Source organism: Pararobbsia alpina (assembly GCF_965118125.1).
GTDB classification, from domain to species: Bacteria; Pseudomonadota; Gammaproteobacteria; order Burkholderiales; family Burkholderiaceae; genus Pararobbsia; species Pararobbsia alpina_A.
Map to the genome: position 1 here is coordinate 268064 of NZ_OZ221289.1, position 21378 is coordinate 289441.

General features: G+C 60.1%; 17 protein-coding genes and 4 pseudogenes. 10 read left to right on the top strand and 11 right to left on the bottom strand.

What is annotated here, in order from left to right:
• Positions 1-3 precede the first annotated feature (3 nt).
• From ACMFWR_RS31990 to ACMFWR_RS32000, 3 genes and pseudogenes are all read right to left on the bottom strand, one after another.
• Complete coding sequence (locus tag ACMFWR_RS31990) at positions 4-195, bottom strand: hypothetical protein (RefSeq protein ID WP_413197776.1); 192 nt, start codon at positions 193-195, stop codon at positions 4-6.
• Between the two features lie 229 nt (positions 196-424).
• Positions 425-789, bottom strand: a pseudogene (locus ACMFWR_RS31995) (helix-turn-helix domain-containing protein).
• 3 nt (positions 790-792) lie between these two features.
• A pseudogene (locus ACMFWR_RS32000) lies at positions 793-1095 on the bottom strand (type II toxin-antitoxin system HigB family toxin).
• A gap of 301 nt (positions 1096-1396) precedes the next feature.
• Here ACMFWR_RS32000 and ACMFWR_RS32005 point away from each other — a divergent pair.
• Positions 1397-2524: pseudogene (locus ACMFWR_RS32005) on the top strand (IS3 family transposase).
• A gap of 796 nt (positions 2525-3320) precedes the next feature.
• Here ACMFWR_RS32005 and ACMFWR_RS32010 read toward each other — a convergent pair.
• Complete coding sequence (locus ACMFWR_RS32010; RefSeq protein WP_413197770.1) at positions 3321-4229, bottom strand: LysR family transcriptional regulator; 909 nt, start codon at positions 4227-4229, stop codon at positions 3321-3323.
• 130 nt (positions 4230-4359) lie between these two features.
• Positions 4360-4800, bottom strand: a complete 441-nt coding sequence (locus ACMFWR_RS32015; RefSeq protein WP_413197426.1) for a DUF3331 domain-containing protein — start codon at positions 4798-4800, stop codon at positions 4360-4362.
• A gap of 612 nt (positions 4801-5412) precedes the next feature.
• On the opposite strand from ACMFWR_RS32015, the gene ACMFWR_RS32020 reads away from it, so the two are divergent.
• Both ACMFWR_RS32020 and ACMFWR_RS32025 read left to right on the top strand, forming a co-directional pair.
• Positions 5413-8481, top strand: a complete 3069-nt coding sequence (locus tag ACMFWR_RS32020) for an ATP-binding protein (RefSeq protein ID WP_413197427.1) — start codon at positions 5413-5415, stop codon at positions 8479-8481.
• Positions 8482-8799: 318 nt separating this feature from the next.
• A complete protein-coding gene (locus ACMFWR_RS32025; RefSeq protein WP_413197428.1) occupies positions 8800-9363 on the top strand; it encodes a phosphohydrolase in 564 nt (187 codons plus the stop codon).
• A 90-nt stretch (positions 9364-9453) separates the two neighbouring features.
• On the opposite strand, the gene ACMFWR_RS32030 is transcribed toward ACMFWR_RS32025, so the two are convergent.
• A complete protein-coding gene (locus ACMFWR_RS32030; protein ID WP_413197429.1) occupies positions 9454-9657 on the bottom strand; it encodes a DUF1427 family protein in 204 nt (67 codons plus the stop codon).
• 168 nt (positions 9658-9825) lie between these two features.
• A complete protein-coding gene (locus ACMFWR_RS32035) occupies positions 9826-10515 on the bottom strand; it encodes a hydrolase (RefSeq protein WP_413197430.1) in 690 nt (229 codons plus the stop codon).
• Positions 10516-10831: 316 nt separating this feature from the next.
• Between ACMFWR_RS32035 and ACMFWR_RS32040 the strand changes: the two genes are divergently transcribed.
• The 7 genes and pseudogenes from ACMFWR_RS32040 to ACMFWR_RS32070 form a co-directional block, all read left to right on the top strand.
• The gene (locus ACMFWR_RS32040) at positions 10832-11122 is read left to right on the top strand and encodes a XapX domain-containing protein (protein WP_413197431.1); all 291 of its coding nucleotides are present in this window, start codon (positions 10832-10834) and stop codon (positions 11120-11122) included.
• A complete protein-coding gene (locus tag ACMFWR_RS32045) occupies positions 11119-13008 on the top strand; it encodes an amidohydrolase (RefSeq protein WP_413197432.1) in 1890 nt (629 codons plus the stop codon). Before ACMFWR_RS32040 ends, ACMFWR_RS32045 begins: the two co-directional genes overlap by 4 nt.
• The gene (locus ACMFWR_RS32050; RefSeq protein WP_413197433.1) at positions 13005-13469 is read left to right on the top strand and encodes a DoxX family protein; all 465 of its coding nucleotides are present in this window, start codon (positions 13005-13007) and stop codon (positions 13467-13469) included. The genes ACMFWR_RS32045 and ACMFWR_RS32050 overlap by 4 nt, the downstream gene beginning before the upstream one ends.
• A gap of 2 nt (positions 13470-13471) precedes the next feature.
• The gene (locus tag ACMFWR_RS32055) at positions 13472-14392 is read left to right on the top strand and encodes a glyoxalase (protein WP_413197434.1); all 921 of its coding nucleotides are present in this window, start codon (positions 13472-13474) and stop codon (positions 14390-14392) included.
• A gap of 144 nt (positions 14393-14536) precedes the next feature.
• A complete protein-coding gene (locus tag ACMFWR_RS32060) occupies positions 14537-15232 on the top strand; it encodes a YoaK family protein (RefSeq protein WP_413197435.1) in 696 nt (231 codons plus the stop codon).
• A 19-nt stretch (positions 15233-15251) separates the two neighbouring features.
• Positions 15252-16670, top strand: a complete 1419-nt coding sequence (locus ACMFWR_RS32065; protein WP_413197771.1) for an alginate export family protein — start codon at positions 15252-15254, stop codon at positions 16668-16670.
• A 789-nt stretch (positions 16671-17459) separates the two neighbouring features.
• Positions 17460-17928: pseudogene (locus ACMFWR_RS32070) on the top strand (IS30 family transposase); the annotation flags it as partial.
• A 1038-nt stretch (positions 17929-18966) separates the two neighbouring features.
• Here ACMFWR_RS32070 and ACMFWR_RS32075 read toward each other — a convergent pair.
• From ACMFWR_RS32075 to ACMFWR_RS32090, 4 genes are read right to left on the bottom strand one after another with little or no spacing between them, the layout of a single operon-like run.
• Positions 18967-19437 (bottom strand): type II secretion system protein, encoded by a 471-nt coding sequence (locus tag ACMFWR_RS32075; RefSeq protein ID WP_413197436.1) that lies wholly within the window; start codon positions 19435-19437, stop codon positions 18967-18969.
• Between the two features lie 32 nt (positions 19438-19469).
• Positions 19470-19880 carry a type II secretion system protein gene (locus ACMFWR_RS32080; protein WP_413197437.1) on the bottom strand — a complete coding sequence of 137 codons (411 nt, stop codon included), beginning with the start codon at positions 19878-19880 and terminating at the stop codon, positions 19470-19472.
• A gap of 2 nt (positions 19881-19882) precedes the next feature.
• Complete coding sequence (locus ACMFWR_RS32085) at positions 19883-20371, bottom strand: type II secretion system protein (RefSeq protein ID WP_413197438.1); 489 nt, start codon at positions 20369-20371, stop codon at positions 19883-19885.
• Positions 20368-21306: a cohesin domain-containing protein gene (locus tag ACMFWR_RS32090; protein WP_413197439.1), complete on the bottom strand. Its 939-nt coding sequence runs from the start codon at positions 21304-21306 to the stop codon at positions 20368-20370. Before ACMFWR_RS32090 ends, ACMFWR_RS32085 begins: the two co-directional genes overlap by 4 nt.
• Between the last annotated feature and the right edge of the window lie 72 nt (positions 21307-21378).

A 21378-nucleotide genomic window follows, 5' to 3' on the forward strand; every position in this document is an offset into this window, starting at 1 on the left:
TTTCTACGTCGGCAAGTGCATCGCGCCGCCGACGTCTTCAATAAAGGCAAGCAGGAATTCGCTGAGCCGGACCGGCTGCTCCTGCTGGATCCAGTGACCAGCGCCGTCGATCAGCCCGATGTCGGAAGGGATCTGCGTGCGGGAAGGGATGTTAAGGCGCCGACTTATGCGCGCGCGTGACGGGTCGGTTCTCATGGGCTCTGTTAGCCCTTGAGAGTGATCGTTCGGCCGGTAGTGGTTGACGACGTGTAGGAGTCGACCTCGTCGAGTTGAAACGTGCGCTTCACCGTCTAACCTTTGAGCTTGCCGGTGCAGACTAAGCCGTCCGCCGTCACCTCCTCGATGCGCCAGAGGTTTCCCATCGTCTTGTGCGGGACGTTTCGGCCCGCTGCGAACGGTTCGGCTGGCGCATAGAGAGGGCCGATTATGCCGCCTCGCCGATTAGCACGGCCGCTGGGATTTTGAGGCCCTCGAGCAGCTTGCGAATCATGGTCAGCGTGAGTCGGCGGTTCCCGTTCAGAATCTCGTACACCGGTTCGACGGTCCGATGAATTCGGCCATGTCAGTGACTGACGGGCCTGCCTGTTCCATGCGGAAACGAATAGCCTCGACCGGGGTCGGCTGCGCCATGGGGAAATGCTCGTCTTCATAACGTTCGACGAGAATCGAGAGAATTTCGAGCTCGTCGCCGTCGGGCGTTCCTGCGTCCGGATCGATATCAACGAGCGTCGACACGCGTGCTAGCGCGGCCCTATAGTCGGCCTCCCTATGAAGGGGGCGAACTTCCATCTTTTACTCCATTGAGACTATCGCTACATCGATCGCGTCGTATTGCTCGTGCGTCCCGATGAACTTGATTCAAATGATGCCAACCTTGTAGGCGATCGCGACAACCAAGAGATAGTCGTTACCTTTGATGTTGAACACCGCTCGGTTGTTTCCGACGATGCTCGCGTTACAGTACTAGTCCTTAATGTCCTGCGGCTTCTCCCACTCATCCCTGGATGGTTCTTCGTACCACGCCCAGATGGATTGCTCGGAGTCTGGGTATTCGGCAATGAAAGCGGTCAGGGTTCTTTTGGCTACGATTCGCATGGGTGAACTACAGTCCCAATTTGGGACTATGACAAGATCCCGCTGGATGCATTGCCCCGCGTCGGCCCAGTTTTATCGAATTATTTACATAATCTTTGCGCATGAAACGTACAACGTCGGCTTGGCGCAGCGCGGGCCTTGCCGGGATCATGATCAATGCGTGGGCCGATATGCAACTAACGGTCAGTGATCCGCACATGCCAAGAAACGGCGCTGACGCGCTGGTGAAAGCAGTCTGACCTTACCCCGCCGAAGTATCCCACTGTAAAGTTAGTGGCAAGGCCGCAGGAGAAACCTTGCCATAAAGAAATCGCGGTTCACGGAAGAACACATCATCGGCGTTCTGAAGGAAGCCGATGCGGGCATGAAGGTCGCGGATTTATGCCGTAAGCACGGCATCTCTGACGCCACCTTCTACTATTGGCGTAGTCGCTACGGCGGCATGGACGTGTCTGAGGCGCGTCGCCTGCGGCAACTGGACGAAGAGAACCAGCGGCTCAAGCGGCTGGTCGCCGAGCAAGCGCTCGACATCCAAGTCTTGAAGGACGTGCTCGAAAAAAAGTAAGTTCGCCCGCGCAACGCCGAGAAGTCGTGCGGCAGGTGATCGATGCGCACGGTTATTCGGAGCGCCGGGCGTGCGAGCTTATCGGCTTGAGCCGTCGAACGTTTCGCCGGCCTGCTCGCGCAGACGCCGATCGCGAAGTGCGAGAACGCCTGCGTGAATTGGCTCGGCAGCGGCCGCGATTTGGCTCGCCCCGACTTCACGTGCTACTGCGACGCGAAGGCTGGGTGACGAATCACAAGCGCACCGGACGGCTGTACCGAGAGGAAGGCCTGTCGCTTCGGGTGAGACGGCGCAAAAAGTGTCCGAGTCATTTGCGCGTGGTCATGCCGGTGCCTGACGCAGCCGACCAGAGCTGGTCGATGGATTTCGTCTCAGACACACTGCTTAACGGTCGACGCGTGCGAGTGCTGACGACCATTGATGCTTGGAACCGCGAATGCCCGAGCATCGAAGTCGATTTCTCGCTGACCGGTGTTCGTGTCGCCCGGGTGCTCGAACGACTGCGCGAGCAGGGACGCAAGCCCGCTTGATACAGGTCGACAACGGCCCTGAGTTCGTGAGCAAAGCGCTGGACGCGTGGGCGCATGAACACGATGTAAAGCTCCAGTTCACTCGACTGGTAAGCCCGTCGAGAACGCGTACATAGAGAGTTTCAACGGCCGATTGCGTGAAGAGCGTCTGGATCAACACGCGTTCGTCAGCTTGGACGACGCCCGCAAAAGATTCGAAGCATGGCGTACCGACTACAACTCGGTACGCCCGCATAGTGCCCTCGGGCAGTTGGCGCCGGACCAATTCCGGCAATTGCAGCAGAACCAAACCGGCAAAACCACTAACTTACTAATGGTGCACTCAGCGGGGTAAGGTCAACGGCACTGGCTGCGAATTCAAGAGACATGGAGTCCAAGACAAGAAGACGGTCGTTCTAAGCGCAATCTCCGGATCGTGGGCGATATGGCCGAGGGTCCGGACAAGATAGTTCTCTTCAAAGAGTGAGCCCATCAAGTCTTCTGTTTTCAGTTTCGCCCTTTTCATTGCATCCCTGCGATTCGTTTGCCGTCCATGCTCGCTGCGTTATCCACGATCATTCGCATTCACCCGCGAAAGCGGTGAACGGCGAATGCTCGCGCCAGCCGAACGCCCCCGATAGAGACGAGCCGAACACAGGTGGAAACTCGGACGATCGGAAAATGGAAACTGTTGATCGTAGCGATCAGGGGGCGGATGCTTGTCTATTTCGATCAGGAGCCGTGGCCATCGCACCGTCATCGGGTGATGGCCACGAACTCAAACGCCTCGCGGACGAGGGGGTTGCGAGCCCCTCCAGCTTGATGCTGCCGGTGTGACCGCGATCGCTGCAGCGTTCGATAAGCGCGACGCGATCGACGGCGGGTATTCGGCGCGCTGAGGGTCCTGCATTTGCCGGCGAAACTGATTCGCAACTTGTGTGGGGGCGGCGCGCCGCAAAGGCGGGCCCGATGCCTTCTGCACCGGGTTCCGATAGTGCCGACCATCCGACTGATCAAAATATTCGAACTAGCGGGTCAAAAAATTGAAATGTCCTTCGCTTTGAGTTTGGCTTAGCATCTGCACCACATTCAACGACTACTATCAAAGGTCGTGACGTGCGCCAAGTCGCGGTTGTGGGTCAGGCGTGCGATCAAATCGAAGCCGTCAAGCGATCGACGAGGTCCTCTTGATCCAGTTGTTCAACCCACCAGTTCAGCGCATTGCCTGCCTCGTCGTCGCGCCATGCGAGATGGCAGGGGGTCTGCGAGCGCAAGCCCTCGACGTGGCGTGCGATGAGCTTGCCGCTCTTGATGGCTGGTGCCGCGGTGCATTCGGGAAGCGTGCCGATCGCGATGCCTTCGCATTGGGCTGCCAGTTTTGCTGCGAGCGTCGGGACGGCGATGGTCGGCTGTCCTGGCCGCACGCCGACAGAGCGCGGGGAAAGGTTGCGGGATGTATCGCTCATCACCGCGACTCGATACGCCGCAATCATGTCTTCCGTCAACGGGTCTGGCTCGGACGCAAGCGGATGATGCGGCGCGATGGCGAACACATGCCGAACGGTTCCAATCGGCCGCACCACGATGTTGGGAATGTCCGGCGGCGTGCCGGCCGCACCGACAACGAGGTCGGCACGCCGCGAGATCAGCGCATCCCACGTTCCGCCGAGCACCTCGGTCGACAAGGACAACCGCGTGTCGGTATGAAGCGTGTAGAAGGAGCGTATCTGCGGCCAGAACACATCGAGCGGCAGGATTTCATCGAAGCAGACCCGGAGCTCCGTTTCCCAGCCACTCTGAATGCGCCTGGCTTTTTCTTCGAGCAGACAGGCCGCCCGCAGCAACCGACGGCCTTCTTCGACGACGACGCGCCCGGCATGCGTAAGCCTGGCTCGACGCCCGCTTCGCTCGAAGATTTCGACCGCGAGATCGCTTTCGAGCTTCTGCACGAGATAGGTCACAGCGGACGGAACGCGATGCAGCGTCTCCGCGGCCTTGGCGAAGGTGCCGGTGCGGTCGATGGCGTCCAGTACTTCAAGCGCCTCGAGCGAAAGCTTCAGCTTTGCGGTGCGCGAGTCTCCCGATGTCGACTCGGGGTCGTATTCGTCGATGCTGTAGGTGTCGTGCATGGCGCTAGGGAGGCAAGCTTGGTCGGGTCATGGGGCCGAGGTCCGTGCCATTTTAGAGCGCTTAGTTGCTGACCGCATCCGTTTCGTCTTCGAGATGCTCCATGTGCGTGGCCAGGATCATGGCGCCGTCGTTGACGGGGGCGCGCGACGTGTTGACGGGACGATAGACCGCGTCGCCGGGCACGATCGGTACTGCCGACAAGGCACACACGCCGCACCGGCGCGCGACGCCTGCACGCCACACCTGGTCGTCGTAGCGACACGCCGTGGTGTCGTGCCACGACACGGCGACCGTGCAATGGCTGAGCCGCTCGATGACGCGAACGGTCAGGCTTGGCCTGGGCGACGTAATGATCGCGGCGCGCGCGTCGGCAGGGGATTTCCGAAGCACGGATGGCCACCGGACAACGTCGCTGTCATCGGCGCCCGTCCATGCCGTGGCGAGCATGAGTGAAGTGACGGCATGACGCCACGGGTCAGAGGTCCGGCGTGTGGGGGGCATGGATAGTCTCGCTGGATGTCACGGCATTGGTTTGCGTCCAATACTAAGTCGACGTGATGGCAATGTCGTAGGGCGCGAACTTAAATCTCCTTAATTCGAAGGTTTTGACGATCTGCCTGGTGGGAGTGTTTAATGATTGCGCTTTGCGTGGCAGCGCGCCACGGGCAGAGTCCTGGCCCCACGAGTGGCGAGACGGTCGACCGTTTTGCTCCGTGGTGGTCAAAAATGAGGACGTTTAAGATTGACCGCAAGACGCTTCATCGGGTCGTCACGAGCGTGTGTAAATGGGAAAGCAAACCTTGCTCCCCCGGCTGTACGCGTGTGCACTCGTGCGTCACACCGTCCAGGCAAAGTCGGTGTGCCTCAGTCTGCATATCCGGTGCAGCATCGTTAACATTCGATCGCAAGAAATCGATAAAAAAAGGTTGTTTTCAGGAGACGTGGCGCACGGGGATTGCAAAACATCGGCTCGTGTTGCTCCAGGATTCCTGTTGGCCCGAATGGCAATGTGTTTGATCGGGCTGTTTTTAAATGGATATATCAGTAGACGCTGCATAGAAGATGAGTCTTGCAGCGCATCGGCTGATACATCACTCGGGTGAGCGTCTGTTTATGATTCGCATCGGATCGCTCGAGGTGGACCTCGACCGTCGACAATTGCTGCGCAATGGCGTGCCACTGAATGTCGGCAGCCGCGCGTTCGACGTGCTCGCCGTGCTCATCGAAGCACGGGGTGAGCTCGTGTCGAAGGATGCGCTGATCAACCAGGTTTGGCCGCGCACGATTGTTCAGGAAAACAATCTTCATGTGCAGCTGACGAGCCTGCGGCATCTGCTGGGGGAACATCGGGCGCTGTTGCAGACCATCTCGGGTCGCGGCTACAGACTGGCGGGCACGCTGGAGTACGACACCAAGGCAGCATCGGCGGTTGCAATCGAGGATGGCAGGTGCGAAGCGGCACGGGTTCCGCCATCGTTGCCAGCCAGCGCAACCGAAATCATCGGGCGCGAAGACGCCATCGACGACATCGTTCGTGCACTCGGAAAGAATAGACATGTGTCATTGGTTGGCGCTGGCGGCATCGGCAAGACGAGACTCGCGGTCGAGGTCGCGAACCGGATCGGGAATGCTTTCCCGGACGGCGTCTATTTCATCCCGCTCGCATCGGCTTCGGATCCGGACAGCGTGCGGCTTGCGGCTTCGCGGGCTCTCGGCCTCAATCCGGGGCAAGGGCCCGTGTCGTTCGCACAGTTCGGCCGCGAAATCGGGCATCCGCGCATGCTGTTCGTGCTGGATAACTGCGAGCAAGTCATCGGTGCGGCGTCCACTGTGGCCGAAGCGCTTGGCGGCATCAGCGAAGGCGCGCGTGTGATGGCGACGAGCCGCGAGCCGCTTCGGGTGATCGGCGAGGATGTGTACCGGGTCGAACCACTGCACGTGTTGCCGCTAGATGACTTCGAGGACACCGCGGTCCGGTGCAGTGCCGTGCAACTGTTTTTCTCGCGTGCGCGTGCCATCGATCCGCTGTTTCCGTCAAACGAACGTGTCCACGCGCTGATCCACACGATCTGTCGGCGACTCGACGGCATTCCGCTCGCGATCGAGCTCGCGGCAGCGCGCGCGACGATTCTCGGTGTCGATGCGCTTGCCGCGCGCCTTGACGATCGTTTCAAGGTGCTCACGGGAGGAACATCCTTCGCTTTGCCCCGGCATCAAACGCTCAAGGCGACCTTTGACTGGAGCTACGCATTGCTGTCGGAAACCGAACGAACCACACTGCGGCGCCTGAGTGTGTTTGCTTCGGGCTTTACGATGCCCGCCGCAGTGGCGGTCGTTGCGCACGGCACACTGGATGAATACGCGGTAACCGGCGCCGTGACGCGGCTCGTCGAAAAGTCGCTGGTCGTGCGCCCCGGCTCGGGGAACAAGGCCGCATATCGCCTGCTTGAAACGACGCGTGCGTACGCACAGCAGAAGCTCAACGACAACGGCGAGCAGCATGGCGCTCGCTCGAGCCACGCGAGCTACCTCATCAGCCTGCTCGATGACACCGTCGATGCATGCGTGAATCACGACTCCGAGACCTGGGAGCGCGATATGCGTGAGCGGCTCGACGACCTGCGCGCAGCCATGACCTGGGGCTTGTCGCCCCAAGGCGACAACGAGATCGCCGAGGCGCTGTCGGTGCGCTTCGTCAGGCTGCTGTTCGAGCTATCGTTACTCGATGAATGTGCGTCATGGGCGCGTCGGGCGATACAGGTCTTGCATGACGCCCACGATATCGATTCGCCCCGCGCAAGACGCGCCCGTATGCAGCTGCAAGCCGCCCTCGCTGCGGCGCTCGTCTACCTTCAGGGCCCGAACCATGCGACGCGGGCGATCTGGTCGGATGTGTTGTCGTCGGCGATCGAATTCGACGACCCGCCGCTCGAGGCGCGCGCGCTTTGGGGCTTGTGGAACGCGAGCCAGTCCGCGGGCGATGCACGCAGTGCCGTGGCGTTTGCGCGGCGTTTCGCCGCGCTTCCCGGGCAAGCACCCCGCGCCCTGTCCGTCAATGTGCAGGGCGATTCGGCCGACGAGATGCTCGGTCATCGGCTGATGGGCATCGCCCTGCATTACGCGGGCGAACAACAGGCATCGCACGCCGCACTGCAACAGTTCATGCCGTTATCGCGCAGTCTGCGGTTTACCATGCCTTTGGGTCGCACAATCGATCAGCACGTCGTGGGAAGCGCGACGCTCGCGCGTGTCTTGTGGCTCAAGGGGCAACGCGATGAAGCGCTGCAACTCGCGGCGCGTTGCACCAACGACGCGTGCAGGGGTGAGCAGGCCGTCGTCGCATGCTATGTCCTCGTCGAAGCGGGAATTCCGATCGCCCTGCTGTCGGGTGAACGAGCGTGTGCGGCCAATGCCATCGACAGGTTGAGCGATATCTCGAGCCGCGCCGGCCTGACGATCGCCCGGGCATGCAGTCGAGTCTTCCGAGCGTGTCTGACGTCCCTCGACCATGGCGACGCCGAGCACCTTGGCGAATTCTCCGAAGCACTTTCGAGCCTCGACGCGCTCGGGTTCGGTGCGCCAGCCGCGATGCTTGCTGCGTACTACGCCTTGAGCCTCGGCCGTGCAGGACGATATGACGAAGCGATCAAGGCGGTGACGCATGCGCTCAAGCGCTGCGAGGAAAAGGGGGATCGATGGTTTGCCGCCGAGCTTTTCCGTATCCGCGGCGAGTTGCTGCTCGGCGAGTCAGACAGCTCGACCGAACCCGCAGTCACCGCAGTCGTCGCTGATGTCGAACATGCCCTCGTGACGGCGCTCGACACGTCGACGCGGCAGGGCGCCGCTTCGTTGCAACTACGCGCTGCGACGAGTCTTGCGCGTTTCTGGGTCCGGCAGGGCCATATCATGAGGGCACTCACGGTGCTGGATGCCGCGATGAGTCTGTTTCCAGCGCGTCGCGACTGGCCGGACTACATCGAAGCGGCGAGCCTGCTGGATTCGATTCAGGACACGAACACGTCGCGCGTACGTTGCGCGGCCGCTTCAGAGGTCGATGATGCCGATTCAGTCGTCGGGCGCGATGCACATGGAACGGGCCGAATTGCAATCCCGTTCGTGATGAACGAGCGTACAGGCGCGATGAGGCGCGCTTCCAGTGAACGAGCTTTCGAGAGTGATTGAAAGCAGCGTGGCGCACTTTGCACCGACGCAGTGCCCCCGGTTCTGAATCGCCAGACTTTAAAGAATATTAAGATCTTCCCGCGATGCGGCGATTTACACTGCCTGTGCACGCCCGTACCGCACATGCGCGAGATTGCATGTGCGGTACGGGCGATGCTGACACGATCGCTCACGGCATCGTCGGCATGAATTCCGTTCAGGCCGACATCCGAGGGAGCGATGACAGAGCGAGGAGCGGCAATGACCGTGCATGTCGCAGGCGTCGCAATACCGGACAGTGAGATAGTGAGGAAAGCGGTTGCCCGGATCGGTCAGGAGATGCCTGGCGTCCTGGTTGGCCACGCCTTCCGTGTGTATCTGTTTGCGGCACTGATCGGCCGGCGCCGCTCGCTCGACTTCTCCGACGAGCTGCTGTTCGTCGCCGCGGCGTTTCACCACCTTGGCCTGACAGGGCGCTTCAGCGGATCGAGCCGCCGGTTCGAACTCGACAGTGCGGATGCCGCAATCGATTTTCTGTCGCCGTACAGACTGTCTGATACTCAGGCGCAGGGCGTATGGAATGCGATTGCGCTTCACACGACGTTCGGTCTGGGCGGGTTTGAGTCGCCGCTCGTCGAACTTCTGCAAGCCGGCGTTGGCACCGACCTCATGGCCTTGCACTTTGATGAAATCGCAGCGGGCGACCGCGCGGCGGTCGTTCGCGCGTACCCGCGTGAGCCCGCGTTCAAGTCGCTCATCATCAATGCGCTGGCCGACGGCATCGCGTGGCGCCCGGCCAGCACCTTTGGCAATGTGACTGCAGACATACTCGAACGGCGCGATCCTGACTTTTGCCGGGTGAACTTCTGCGGATTGATTCTGGGGTGCAGGTGGGAGCAGTGAGGGCCAATGGCGGCCCCGGATTGTAGATGCGAGGTGGTAACGTACCCTCACGTGCGGCTCGCACTCGGACTCAGACTTGGACTTGACGCGTCACCTCACCGCAACGGTCTGCGTTGCGTGAATGTCTATTTCGGTCAGTAGCCGGTGACTCATCGGAAGGATTTGTGCGCCGATCACCATGCCGAGCAGGCCGACGAGCGCCACGATCGGGGGCGCGGGCGAACGCACGCGGATGACGCTGTAGATAAAGCCCGCGAGGACACCAGTTAAGAGCGAGATGACATAAGGTTCCATCGTTCGAATTCCGGCTGGATACAGTGATGTGTCAAATGGGCGACGTAAGGACGACAGTGGGTGTCGGATGTTCGCGCAGCGCAGAACGGGTCGCAAAGCGACAAGCTCGCTGCGAAGTGATCCACTCCGAAGCGAGCGTGCGTGCCATGCAACGCGTCGGGGGCTGGATCAGACCTTGGCCGGCACCGCAGCAAGCGACTCGTGCTTTGTCGCGGTGCGTTGCGGCGCCTTGTGGACCATCGTGTAAGCGTAATCGACGCCCATGCCGTACGCGCCAGAATGCTCCTTGGCGATCTTCATGACGGCGTCATACGATTCGCGGCGCGCCCAGTCGCGTTGCCATTCGAGCAAGACCTGTTGCCACGTGACGGGCACGACGCCGGCCTGGACCATACGTTGCATCGCGTAGTCGTGGGCTTCCTTCGACGTGCCGCCTGATGCGTCGGCGACCATATAGATCTCGTAGTCGCCCTCGAGCATGGCGCACAGCGCGAAGGTCGTGTTGCAGACCTCTGTCCAGAGACCGGACACGACAACCTTCTTGCGGCCGTTCTTCTTCAGGGCATCGCGCACCTTCTGGTCGTCCCACGAGTTCATCGACGTGCGCTCGAGCGTCGGGTGATCGGGGAACACGTCGAGCAGTTCAGGGTACGTGAAGCCCGAGAACGATTCGCTTTCGACGGTGGTGATCGTCGTCGGAATGTTGAACGTCTTCGCGGCTTTGGCGAGGCCCACGACGTTGTTCTTCAACGCCTGGCGATCCATCGACTGAACGCCGAACGCCATCTGGGGCTGCTGGTCGATAAAGATGATCTGGCTGTTGGCCGGCGTCAGGACTTCAAGTTTCTCTTTGCTCATGGTGTCTTTCCTCTATCGGATGTAGTCGGACGTATCGAGGCGCTGCGCAATCTTCGTTGTCGACGCAATGGCCGCACGCATGCTGCTCATTTCGCGCGATGTGCATAGGGTCACGGAATCGAGACATGACATTGCCGCCGCGATGCCTGTCATAAGCATAGTCGAGCGAGTGGCGATATGTATCTGCCTTAGGATCGATTAAGGATTATTAAGCCTTAAAGCACTCGGTGCTGCTTATCATTCGAAATGGAAATGCAGAGGATGGGACAGCGCTCCGTCTGATGCGGTGATCGCTGTCGTCGACCGAGGTTTTGACATGAAAGCGTATGTGCTGTCTTTGCTAGCCGGGATCCTGATCGGTCTCGTCTACAGCGTGCTCGGCGTGATGTCGCCGGCGCCGCCGATCATTGCCCTGATCGGCCTGCTGGGCATTCTCGCCGGCGAACAGATTTTCCCCATCGCAAAGCGATTGCTCTCCGGTACCCGGTTTCGTGTGGCCTGGGACGAGGAGCACTGTAAGCAACATTTGTTTGGATCTCTACCTGGCCGGCAGTCCGGCATTCACGTTCACAAAGCTGGCACTTCGTCAGAGGAGAAGCGTTCATGACATCGGACCACAACGCGCCCGACCTGATTCTTTTCAATGGTCGCTTTACGACCCTGGACAAATCCAATCCGACGGCCACAGCGGTAGCCATCAAGGATGGCAAATTCATCGCCGTCGGCGCCGACAGTGAAGTCAATCAGCTCAAGACCGATCGCACGCGCACAGTGGATCTCAAGGGACGCTCTGCGCTTCCCGGATTGATCGACAATCACCTGCACATCATTCGCGGCGGGCTCAACTTCAACATGGAGTTGCGCTGGGACGGCGTGCGCTCGCTCGCGACCGCGATGGCGATGCTCAAAGCTCAGGTGGCCATCACGCCGCCGCCGCAGTGGGTGCGCGTGGTCGGTGGCTTCACGGAACATCAGTTCGACGAAAAGCGTCTGCCGACGATCGACGAGCTGAACATAGTCGCACCGGACACACCGGTCTTCATCCTGCACCTGTACGACCGGGCCATCCTGAATGCCGCGGCGTTGCGCGTGGTCGGCTATACCAAGGACACGCCGGAGCCTCCGGGCGGCCAGATTCTGCGTGACGGCTCGGGCAAACCGACCGGGCTGCTGCTTGCCAAACCGAATGCGGCCATTCTCTATGCGACGCTCGCCAAGGGGCCGAAGCTGCCACTCGAGTATCAGTTGAACTCGACGCGGCACTTCATGCGCGAACTCAATCGCCTGGGCGTCACCGGGGCTATCGATGCAGGCGGGGGTTTCCAGAATTTCCCCGAGGACTACGAGGTCATCAAAAAGCTTGACGCCGAAGGGCAGTTGACGATCCGGCTCGCCTATAACCTGTTCACCCAGAAACCTAAGGGTGAGAAGGAAGACTTCATCAAGTGGACGCAGACGTCGAAGTACAAGGAAGGCAACGACTACTTCCGTCACAACGGCGCAGGCGAGATGCTTGCATTCTCCGCGGCTGACTTTGAAGACTTCCGCGTCGAACGACCGGACATGCCAGCGGAAATGGAGGACGATCTCGAAGGCGTGATTCGCGTGCTCGCGGAAAATCGCTGGCCGTGGCGCATGCATGCGACCTATGACGAGACGATCGTGCGCGCGCTCGACGTGTTCGAGAAGGTCAATCGCGATATCCCGCTTGCAGGCCTGAACTGGTTCTTCGACCATGCCGAGACGATCAGCGAGAAGACCATGGACCGCGTGGCCGCACTGGGCGGCGGTATCGCTGTTCAGCACCGCATGGCGTATCAGGGCGAGTACTTCGTCGAGCGCTATGGCGAGAAGGCTGCGCAGGCTACGCCGCCTGTCGCCCGCATGCTCGAGAAGGGCATTCACATCTCGGCGGGGACCGATGCCACGCGTGTTGCATCGTATAACCCGTGGGTCTCGCTAGCGTGGCTCGTGACCGGCAAGACGGTCGGTGGCCTGAGGATGTATCCGCAGCGAAACTGTCTCAATCGCGAAACCGCGCTGCGCATGTGGACCGAGAAGGTGACGTGGTTTTCGAACGAGGTCGGCAAGAAAGGGCAGATCGCAGTCGGGCAGTTTGCCGACGTGATCGTCCCCGATCGGGACTTCTTTGGATGTGCCGAGGACGATATCGCAGGTACGAGCTCGTTGCTGACGGTCGTGGGGGGCAAGGTGGTCTATGCCACGGGCGAATTCGGGTCGCTGGACGATAACCCCCCGCCGCCCGCGATGCCCGACTGGTCTCCGGTGCGCACGTACGGCGGTTTCGGCGCGTGGAAACGAAGCGAAGGAACCGAGGCACCGCTGCAGCAGGTCGCATCGGCAGCGTGCGGATGCGCGCGCTCGTGCGGTGTTCACGGGCACGATCATCGCAGCGCGTGGCTCGGCAACGCGCCGACCTCGGACTTCCAGGGCTTTTGGGGAGCGTTGGGATGCGCGTGCTGGGCCGTATGAGTCAAAGCGCCGATGTAACGGGCACACCGGGCTGGGTGGCGGCGCTGCTGCGCCAGCCGTGGATCATGCCGGCGTTGCGCGCGTGCCTGGTGTCGGCCTATGTGCTCGGCGGCGTGACGAAGCTCACGCATTTCCACGCAGCGATCGACGAGCAAATTCACTTCGGTCTGCATCCGGGATGGTGCTGGGCGGTGCTCGCCATCTTTGTGGAGATCGCCGGGTCGCTTTGCGTGGTCTTCAACATATTCACCTGGCTCGGCGCAGGGGCATTGGCCGCGCTCACGCTGGTCGCGATGCTCGTCGCGAACGACTTCTGGAATTTGCAGGGCCAGGCGCAATTCATGGCGATGAACAGCTTCTTCGAGCATCTCGGTCTGATTGCCGCCTTTGCGATGGTGACCTATGTGACCACGGCCGATCGGCGCTCCGTAACTCAACAAACACAAACAGGAAATCGATGATCATGCGCAAACTACAAACACTCGGTCTCGCCGCTGCGATGGCATTCGGTATCGCGATGGCTGCACCGTCGGCGTCGTACGCCAAGGCTGCGGATACGGGGTCGGTCAAGCAGAACACGTTCGCTGTGGGCCCGCAGTACGACACGACGCACGTCTATGTCGCACCTGAAGACTTCGACAAGTTCACCGACAGCTTCGTCGCGACGTTCGGTGGTCACAAGTCCCAGCAAGGGGTGTTTCAGGTGACGCCGACGCCGAGCCAGACGATGTCGCAACTCGTTTTCACGCCGGCCGGTACGATCTCGGTCTTCGGCTTCAAGACGCCTATTCCCTATCCGTTCGGCCAGGAGCGCACCGGGTATCTGGTCAGCGACATGGATGGCGCCATGCAATCGGCCAAGGCGCATGGCGCCGATGTCATCGTCGATACGTTTCCGGATCCGATTGGCCGCGACGCGGTGATCTCGTGGCCGGGCGGTGTCCATATGCAGTTGTACTGGCACACCAAGGCGCCGAACTACGACGCGCTCGAGACGGTTCCCGAGAATCGAGTCTACGTCTCACCCTTGCGTGCCAACGCGTTGATCAAGAGCTGGGTTGCGTTCTCGCACGGCAAGATCGTTTCCGATAACCATAGCGCGCCGGGTGTCGAAATCGGCCGGCCGAACGACACCTTCCGCCGCGTTCGCCTGACGTCGCTCTACGGAAACATGACGGTGCTGGTCACGGACGGTCGCCTGCCGTATCCCTACGGGCACGAAATGACCGGGTATGAAGTGAAGGACCTCGACGAAACGCTGAAGAAGGCGCGAGCCGCGGGCGTTTCGGTGCTCGCGCAGCCGGTGACGTCGGATCAGCGTGCGTCGGCCATCGTCCAGTTCCCGGGCGGGTACATCGCGGAGATTCATGCTGCTGCGAAGTAAGGCCTTGCGCAAAAGCCGCAGTGTGTTTGCAACGCAAACACACTGCTTCGGCACCCTTTCAAAGCAGTCCATGCGTACGACGCAATCGATGCAATCGACGTCGTCAACGTCGTCAACGTCACCAAGGCAACCAAAAGGAACGTAGTGAACGACGACCATGTGCTCTCCGCGACCGCGGGCTACGTCGACACGCTGAGCTTCGTCGCGCTGTTCGGCTTGTTCACGGCACACGTCACGGGCAACTTCGTGCTGATCGGCGGCGGCATCGCGGGATATGGCCAGGGTATCTTTCTGAAGCTCATGGCGTTTCCTGCGTTTATTGCAGGCGTCGCACTGAGCAGCTTCCTGATCCGCACCCGCCATCCCGTTACGCCGACGAGCGGCGCCTGCAAGCTGTACGTCGTTCAGGCAATCCTGCTGCTGGCATTCGCCGTTTCGGGTATCTGTCTCGGGACGAACTTCAGCGCCGGGAGTGGCTGGGTGGTGACGTGCGGGATGATCGGCGCGATGGCGATGGGTGTGCAGAACGCTCATAGTCGGCTGATCGCGCGGCCGGGCGTGCCAAACACCGTGATGACGGGGAACGTCACGCAAGTGATTCTCGATGTGCTCGACCTGTGCTCCCCGCACGTACCGACGGACGTCAAGCGCGCTTCGCGCGAACGCGTCTCGAAGATGCTTCCTGCGATCGTCGCATTCGGTTTGGGTGCAATCGGCGGTGCACTCGGCTATAGGCATTTCGGCTTCGTCGCGCTCGCATTGCCCGTTGTGGCCGTGGCCTGGCTTGCGATGCGCGCCTGGATGCAACGGAATGCCAACACACTGCAGGAGACTCCGTGACATGCAGGTCCGGATCAGTATGGCTGTCGCTGGATGTGCGCTCAGTTTGTGTTCCATTGCCCGGGCGGACGACGCGATCTCACCCGCGCCTCAAACAAGTGCACCTGCGCAGGAGAGCTGCAACGCCAAACGCCCCGTGGTGATGTTCAATCGCTGGCAGGAAGACTGGTCGGTTCTCAAGAATCCGTGTGTGCCGCGCGAGCCACTCGATGGCCTCAAGTACATTCCGCTTGGCAGCAATCCGGATACGTATCTGTCGCTCGGCGCCAACTTGCGTGAGCGCGTCGAGGTCAGCGAGTCACCGCTGTTCGGGCTGAGTCCTTCGGCGCGATCGGATACCTATCTGATCCAGCGTGCGCAAGTCAGCGCGGATGCCCGCATCGATCAGAACCTCCAGTTGTTCGTTCAGCTCGAGGACGCACGCCCATTCGACAAGGACGTTGTGCGGTCGACGGACAAGAATCCGCTCGATCTCGAGCAAGCGTTTGCCGCGTGGGTCAGTCCGCTGGGGCCGGGCACGGTCAAGCTGCGGATCGGCCGGCAGGAGATGGCATTCGACTTGCAGCGGTTCATTTCCGTGCGCGACGGCCCGAACGTGCGTCAGGCCTACGATGCCGTATGGGCCGACTACGAATACGAGAAGTGGCGATTCATCGGCTATGCGACGCGGCCGGTGCAGTACCGGGATATCTCGGCGTTCGACGACACCTCGAACCGTCATCTAACGTTCAGCGGGGTCCGCTTCGAACGTCAGGGTGTCGGCCCCGGTGATCTGTCGGGCTACTACTCCCTTTACACGCGTGCGGGCGCGCAGTTTCTCGATGCGCAGGGCGACGAACATCGCAACGTATTCGATTTGCGATACACGGGGAAGATGGCCGCCGCGGACTATGACGTCGAGTCGATGTACCAGACGGGTCATGTCGGCGACAAGACGATTGCCGCGTGGGCCGTGGGGTCGCTCTTCGGCTGCACGCTCGCTTCGCCGTGGACGCCACGCCTGGGCCTGCAGGTGGACGCCGCATCGGGTGACCGGCATCCGGGCGACGGGCGTATCGGGACCTTCAACCCGCTGTTTCCCAACGGCTACTACTTCACGTTGGCGGGATACACGGGCTATGCCAACCTAATTCACGTAAAGCCGTCGTTTACGCTGAAGCCATCGAGCAAGCTCACCCTGCTGTTCGCCGTGGCATTTCAATGGCGGATGACTGTCAATGATGCGATCTACCAGCAAGGCAGCGCCGTCGTGCCGGGAACCGCCGGCCGCGGTACGCGATGGACGGGTTCGTATGCCCAGATCCGCGCCGACTGGACCGCTGCGCCGAACCTGATTGCATCGGTCGAGGCCGTGCACTTCAAGGTCGGAGACTCCATCCGGGACCTCGGGGGCAGCGACTCCGACTACGTCGGTCTCGAGGTGAAATACGGCTGGTGAGCCGTCGGTCCGACAACCTGAAATCTGCGTATTAAGTCCCTTATAGCCTGGGAGCCGGTATGCCGGCTCGGGTCGGCCGCGTGAAATGGATTTTCGCGCGACCCTGACCCGGCGGAGCCTCGCAAGGCCCGCGCGGCCGCTCGAGTTCGAAAGCGAGGCGACGGACGGCACGCATACGATCACGATCAATCGCAGCGTCGCGCGGGACGACTCCTTTTTGGACGTCAGGAAATCTCGCACGGCAATGTACCGGCGTAGTCGAGCCTGCTCGTGCCGCCCGGCGCGGTGACGCGCATCGTGTTCACCGACGCGGCCGAGGCGTACCGCCTCTATCTTTCCCAGGCCCTGCTCCCCGAATGTCACGAGCATATTTTCCAAGCACCGCCAAACGAAGACATCGTGCTGTCCGATGTGAGCTTTCTCGACGATCGGCCGGTTCAATACCTGATCCGTGCCATGCTCGAAATCGACGAGGAAGATGCGTCGGTCGGCCATCCGATCGTGGACCGCATCAGCCTGGCGATCGCTTCGCGATGCTTGTTGCTGAACGCGAAAAAGCCTAGGAAGCGACCCGCCGTCGCGCCCCTGTCTCCTTGGCGGCCGCGCCGGGTGACCGAGCACATCGACGCACATCTCTTCGAGTCGACCTATTTGAAGGATCTTGCCGATATCGCCGGACTGACGCGTATGCATTTCGCGACGCAGTTCCGCCTGGCGACAGGCGTGACGCCCAATGCGTATGTGCTCAGGAGGAAAGTCGAGCGCGCGCAACAACTGCTGGTCGATGCGAGCGCCCCCGGACATTGGGAAGGTGACTTGCTCTTCGGCATCGCAAACAGCCAAATCGTACCGCTCGTCGAGCGACAGACTCGGTTCGTGATGCTCGTAAAGGTCGATGGCAAAGACACCGAGACCGTGGTCAACGCGTTGATCAAGCGCGCAGGAAAGTTGCCACAGGAACTCTACAAATCGTTGACCTGGGACCGAGGCAAAGAGATGGCCGATCACAAGCGCTTCACCGTGGCGACCGACGTCAAAGTCTACTTCTGCGATCCGCAGAACCCTTGGCAGCGAGGCTCGAACGAAAACACGAAGGGGCTGTTAAGAAAGTACTTTCCAAAGAGGCCTTGACCTGTCGATTTACACCCAAGCCAACCTCAATGAGGTCGCTAAGAAACTGAACGAACGACCGAGGAAAACACTAGACTTCGAAACACCGGCAAAACGATTCCATCAGTGTGTTGCGCCCACCGGTTGAATCCGCAGTCGATGTGAGTCACTCAGTGTTTTCGAAGCCGTTTCGTAGCGGTGCAATTCCTAACGAAGGGGGCGCCGAAAGGTTGACCTCGAACGTACTGACGCGTTCGATCTCACAGCGTGCCCCATTGCAGTCCAATTCGTGGCGTACCGTCGTCATTGAAAGCCGCGCTCGAACATCATTCGCGTCAAGGACCGTCACGCTGCCGCCGAGACCCGCGGCAGCAATTTGCTTTTCAATCTGCGCGGCAAGTTGTTTCGCTTGCGCGATCGAGCCCTTCCGGGCGGCCGTCGTGCGACTAGCTATTGTTTCGGCGGATGATCTCATCGATAACATGGAGCCTTCACGCGGCACGCTCAACACTCGCGTGCCGCAAGCATAGTCACGAAGGAGATCGAGTCGGAAGCTCGTTGGCCGCGCGATCGATTCGCGAGCCACAGCTCTTCATTCGAATGGATACTGCGAACAGCGATTCGGTTGGCTTGCTCGTTTGGCACGGCGACTTTCGTTGCCTACGAGCCGGCGAGACCGCAACGATCCCAAAGCATCGTGCGTCGAAGCATTTTGTCGATACACATCGTGCAACGAGAGGCGGCTGTTGCGATTACTGCGCTTATCGCAACAGACTTCGACTAACGTTCGACCGAGACGCTATTGCGAAAGTAAGGTGCACGCGGCGTGGTGTTCGCAAGTTCGTGCGGCGAAACGTTGCTCGCCACATACGTACCACTGAACTGGCTCCGTCGACGAAGAATCGGAATCGGGAAGGGACGAGCGATATCCGAGACCCAACTGGGTCCGCGTATATTGCACAGCCTCAGTCGTACTTGGTTGCTAACCGTCGAGCGTCGCTTGGTCATGAGGCACCCGTCATTCGAAGCGTCATCGACCCGCCGACGTCTAGCGACTGGGTTCGCGAAGAAATGCAACATGAGAATTGGTCCAAGAACTTTGCAAAGAAGCAGCTCGGAAAGCAAGCGTATGCCCTGCAATCCGACGGGTTTATGCTGCGTCGCTTTGAGAGAGGTACCAGACCAATTACTTCTGCTGTACTGGAGATGCGGTCACTGGAAGAAACGTGAATACCCAATCGCTATAGTGATCCTTGTGTTCGAAATCGCGATACAAGTCGGGGAAGTTCGCTTGTTTGATCGGTCGAAGTGCGGAGCTGCTTCTTACACCCAAGATGCCGCCCTCTGGTGCAGGAACGATCTGCCATGACTGGTTGGGTGCAATCGGATCGGGATACACACGCCGGATATAGCGTTTTGGCATGGGATATCGTGGATCGAGAACGAGATCTTCTAGAGAATTGGGGTAGTGCGGTTGACCGGGCGGCGTCGCCAGAAAATAGTCGCGGATCGCGATTCGATAGAGATCTCCAACATAGAGCAGTTGGTCCTCGACCTCTCGACGTCGTTGGGCCGCGCCGAGGAGTACCAGCGACGAAGCCGAAATCGCGAGCATTGAAAGCAAGATGAGCGTGCCAATGTAGGTGAATCCTTGCACGTGCCGTATGTCGTAGTTTTTGCTTCGCATCGCTAGAACTCGCCGAACGGAACACCATCGGTCGATTGACCGCTGGCGCTGCTCTTCAAATCGAACACATCCCCCTTGTCGGAATCGACGGGTGCGACGATGATCCAGTTCGATGTTCGAGCGACTGGGTCATACGGCAAGGACCTCAGATAGTTCCGATCAACGAGCTGCTGCAGAGTATCGGGGTAGCGTCCGTTGTCTTCATAGAACTGATCGATGGACTTCCGCGCCGTCTGTAAGTTCTCGCGAAGTACAACTTCCCTCGATCGATCGATGCTTTTGAAATAGTTGGGCACAGCGAGTGTTAGGAGCACCGCCGTGATCGCGAGTACGACCAGAAGCTCGACCAACGTAAATCCGGTAGCGCGGTTCGCCTCGCGTAGTCGACTTTGGAATAGTCGTCGCGTTTGCATGACTACCACCTCGAATAGGGGATGCCGTTTAATCCGATCCGAGACGATTTCGACATGACGTCGTAGACGTCGTCGCCGGCCTCAGGCGAATCCGGTTCGCTCGCGTAGCTTCGTTCCTGCCAGGACTCTTCGTCGCCTACTCGAGGATCACTGTTCATCGGATCGCGAGGAATGCGCCGCAAAAAGAAAATCTTTCCTTTTTGTGGATCGTGCGCGTCTTCCACTCCGTCGACCAGAACCTGAAGCGTCGGCGGATAGCCGGTGCCTTGAGCGGGCCGCAAGAATCGTCCACTGTCACCAGCGACCTTATACGCGTCGATCGCCGAGCGAATTTCGCGCAGATCCGCTCGCAACTCAGATTCGCGCCGACGCTGAATTTGAATCTGAGCGACAGGAAGCACTGCGCTAGCAAGTACACCGAGCACGGCGAGTGTCACGACCAACTCGATCAGCGTGAATCCGCTGCCTGAAGGTATGGATGCGTGTCTCATGGTGCGATCTGGATGTTGTGAGGCGGCGGAAGCGGGACTGCGACGGACGTGCCCGACGACCCGGCACCAGCAGCACTGACGACTCGGACCTGAGTTCCGTCGGACGGCGCAATTGCCTTGAACGAAATCGTTAGAGCATCTCCTGGCGAGGCGGCATCTGAGCCGGAAGCGTTGCTCGTGCGTGTTTGAGTGATGTATACCTGTCCGATGCTTCTATCCACACGCTGCGTGAAGGAGGTTGGAGCGTCTCCTTGCCCCATGAACGATCCTTCCTTGACGTCGACGACATCGAGGCTCTTCGGGTCGTAACCAATGACCATCGGGAGTGACGAGATGGGCTGGGTCGGCTTCATATTGAGGCTGACAGTGAAATTCTCACCCACCTTCACCTGCAATGGACCTTGCCACTGCAAGCCATCGGATTGGGAGGCATTGGCGACCGTGTCGTCGTGCTTCTTCGGGGCCGATTTGCCATCCGAAGATGCATCGACATCGGAATCGGAGTGCAGGCTGAAGTCGTGAAGTGTCGCTTCGGTTCCGGAGGGGAACTCGAGGCTTTCCAGCTCCATGCGCGGCTTGCTTCGAATGAGGCGGGGGGTGATCGACAGCACGATCTCGTCCTTCTTCTTTTCGTCCTGATCGCCTCGAAACAATCGGCCGAGCACAGGGACGCTTCCGAGACCCGGTAAGAATGTCGAATTGGTTGTCTTCTCGTTTCCAAGCGGATCGATCGAGGTCAAGGTATTGCCTTGACCATCGACCGTGCGCTTCCACGTGTGGCCGAGCGGATCTGTGACGCTCAGAAGATTGCTCGAGTTGTCGTAGCCAAAATTCGTTGCGTGGTTCAGGGGATCGGTGACGCGTGTCAATCGATTGTCACCGTCGTACGCGAACGTCGTGGTCGCGGTCTTGGAGGTAGCCGAACGGGCCAACATTGGCTACTACCGACGACCACAGTCTGCCACTTCGAGGTCACGCACCTTTCGATGCCCAACGCGTGCGGAGAT

Excerpts from the sequence above, each read along its gene's own strand:
- ACMFWR_RS31990 (WP_413197776.1), bottom strand. The coding sequence starts at position 195 with ATGAGAACCGACCCGTCACGCGCGCGCATAAGTCGGCGCCTTAACATC.
- ACMFWR_RS32090 (WP_413197439.1), bottom strand. The coding sequence starts at position 21,306 with ATGTTGGCCCGTTCGGCTACCTCCAAGACCGCGACCACGACGTTCGCG.
- ACMFWR_RS32030 (WP_413197429.1), bottom strand. The coding sequence starts at position 9,657 with ATGGAACCTTATGTCATCTCGCTCTTAACTGGTGTCCTCGCGGGCTTT.
- ACMFWR_RS32085 (WP_413197438.1), bottom strand. The coding sequence starts at position 20,371 with ATGAGACACGCATCCATACCTTCAGGCAGCGGATTCACGCTGATCGAG.
- ACMFWR_RS32050 (WP_413197433.1), top strand. The coding sequence starts at position 13,005 with ATGAGTCAAAGCGCCGATGTAACGGGCACACCGGGCTGGGTGGCGGCG.
- ACMFWR_RS32040 (WP_413197431.1), top strand. The coding sequence starts at position 10,832 with ATGAAAGCGTATGTGCTGTCTTTGCTAGCCGGGATCCTGATCGGTCTC.
- ACMFWR_RS32025 (WP_413197428.1), top strand. The coding sequence starts at position 8,800 with ATGCCTGGCGTCCTGGTTGGCCACGCCTTCCGTGTGTATCTGTTTGCG.
- ACMFWR_RS32055 (WP_413197434.1), top strand. The coding sequence starts at position 13,472 with ATGCGCAAACTACAAACACTCGGTCTCGCCGCTGCGATGGCATTCGGT.
- ACMFWR_RS32065 (WP_413197771.1), top strand. The coding sequence starts at position 15,252 with ATGGCTGTCGCTGGATGTGCGCTCAGTTTGTGTTCCATTGCCCGGGCG.
- ACMFWR_RS32015 (WP_413197426.1), bottom strand. The coding sequence starts at position 4,800 with ATGCCCCCCACACGCCGGACCTCTGACCCGTGGCGTCATGCCGTCACT.
- ACMFWR_RS32020 (WP_413197427.1), top strand. The coding sequence starts at position 5,413 with ATGATTCGCATCGGATCGCTCGAGGTGGACCTCGACCGTCGACAATTG.
- ACMFWR_RS32080 (WP_413197437.1), bottom strand. The coding sequence starts at position 19,880 with ATGCAAACGCGACGACTATTCCAAAGTCGACTACGCGAGGCGAACCGC.
- ACMFWR_RS32045 (WP_413197432.1), top strand. The coding sequence starts at position 11,119 with ATGACATCGGACCACAACGCGCCCGACCTGATTCTTTTCAATGGTCGC.
- ACMFWR_RS32035 (WP_413197430.1), bottom strand. The coding sequence starts at position 10,515 with ATGAGCAAAGAGAAACTTGAAGTCCTGACGCCGGCCAACAGCCAGATC.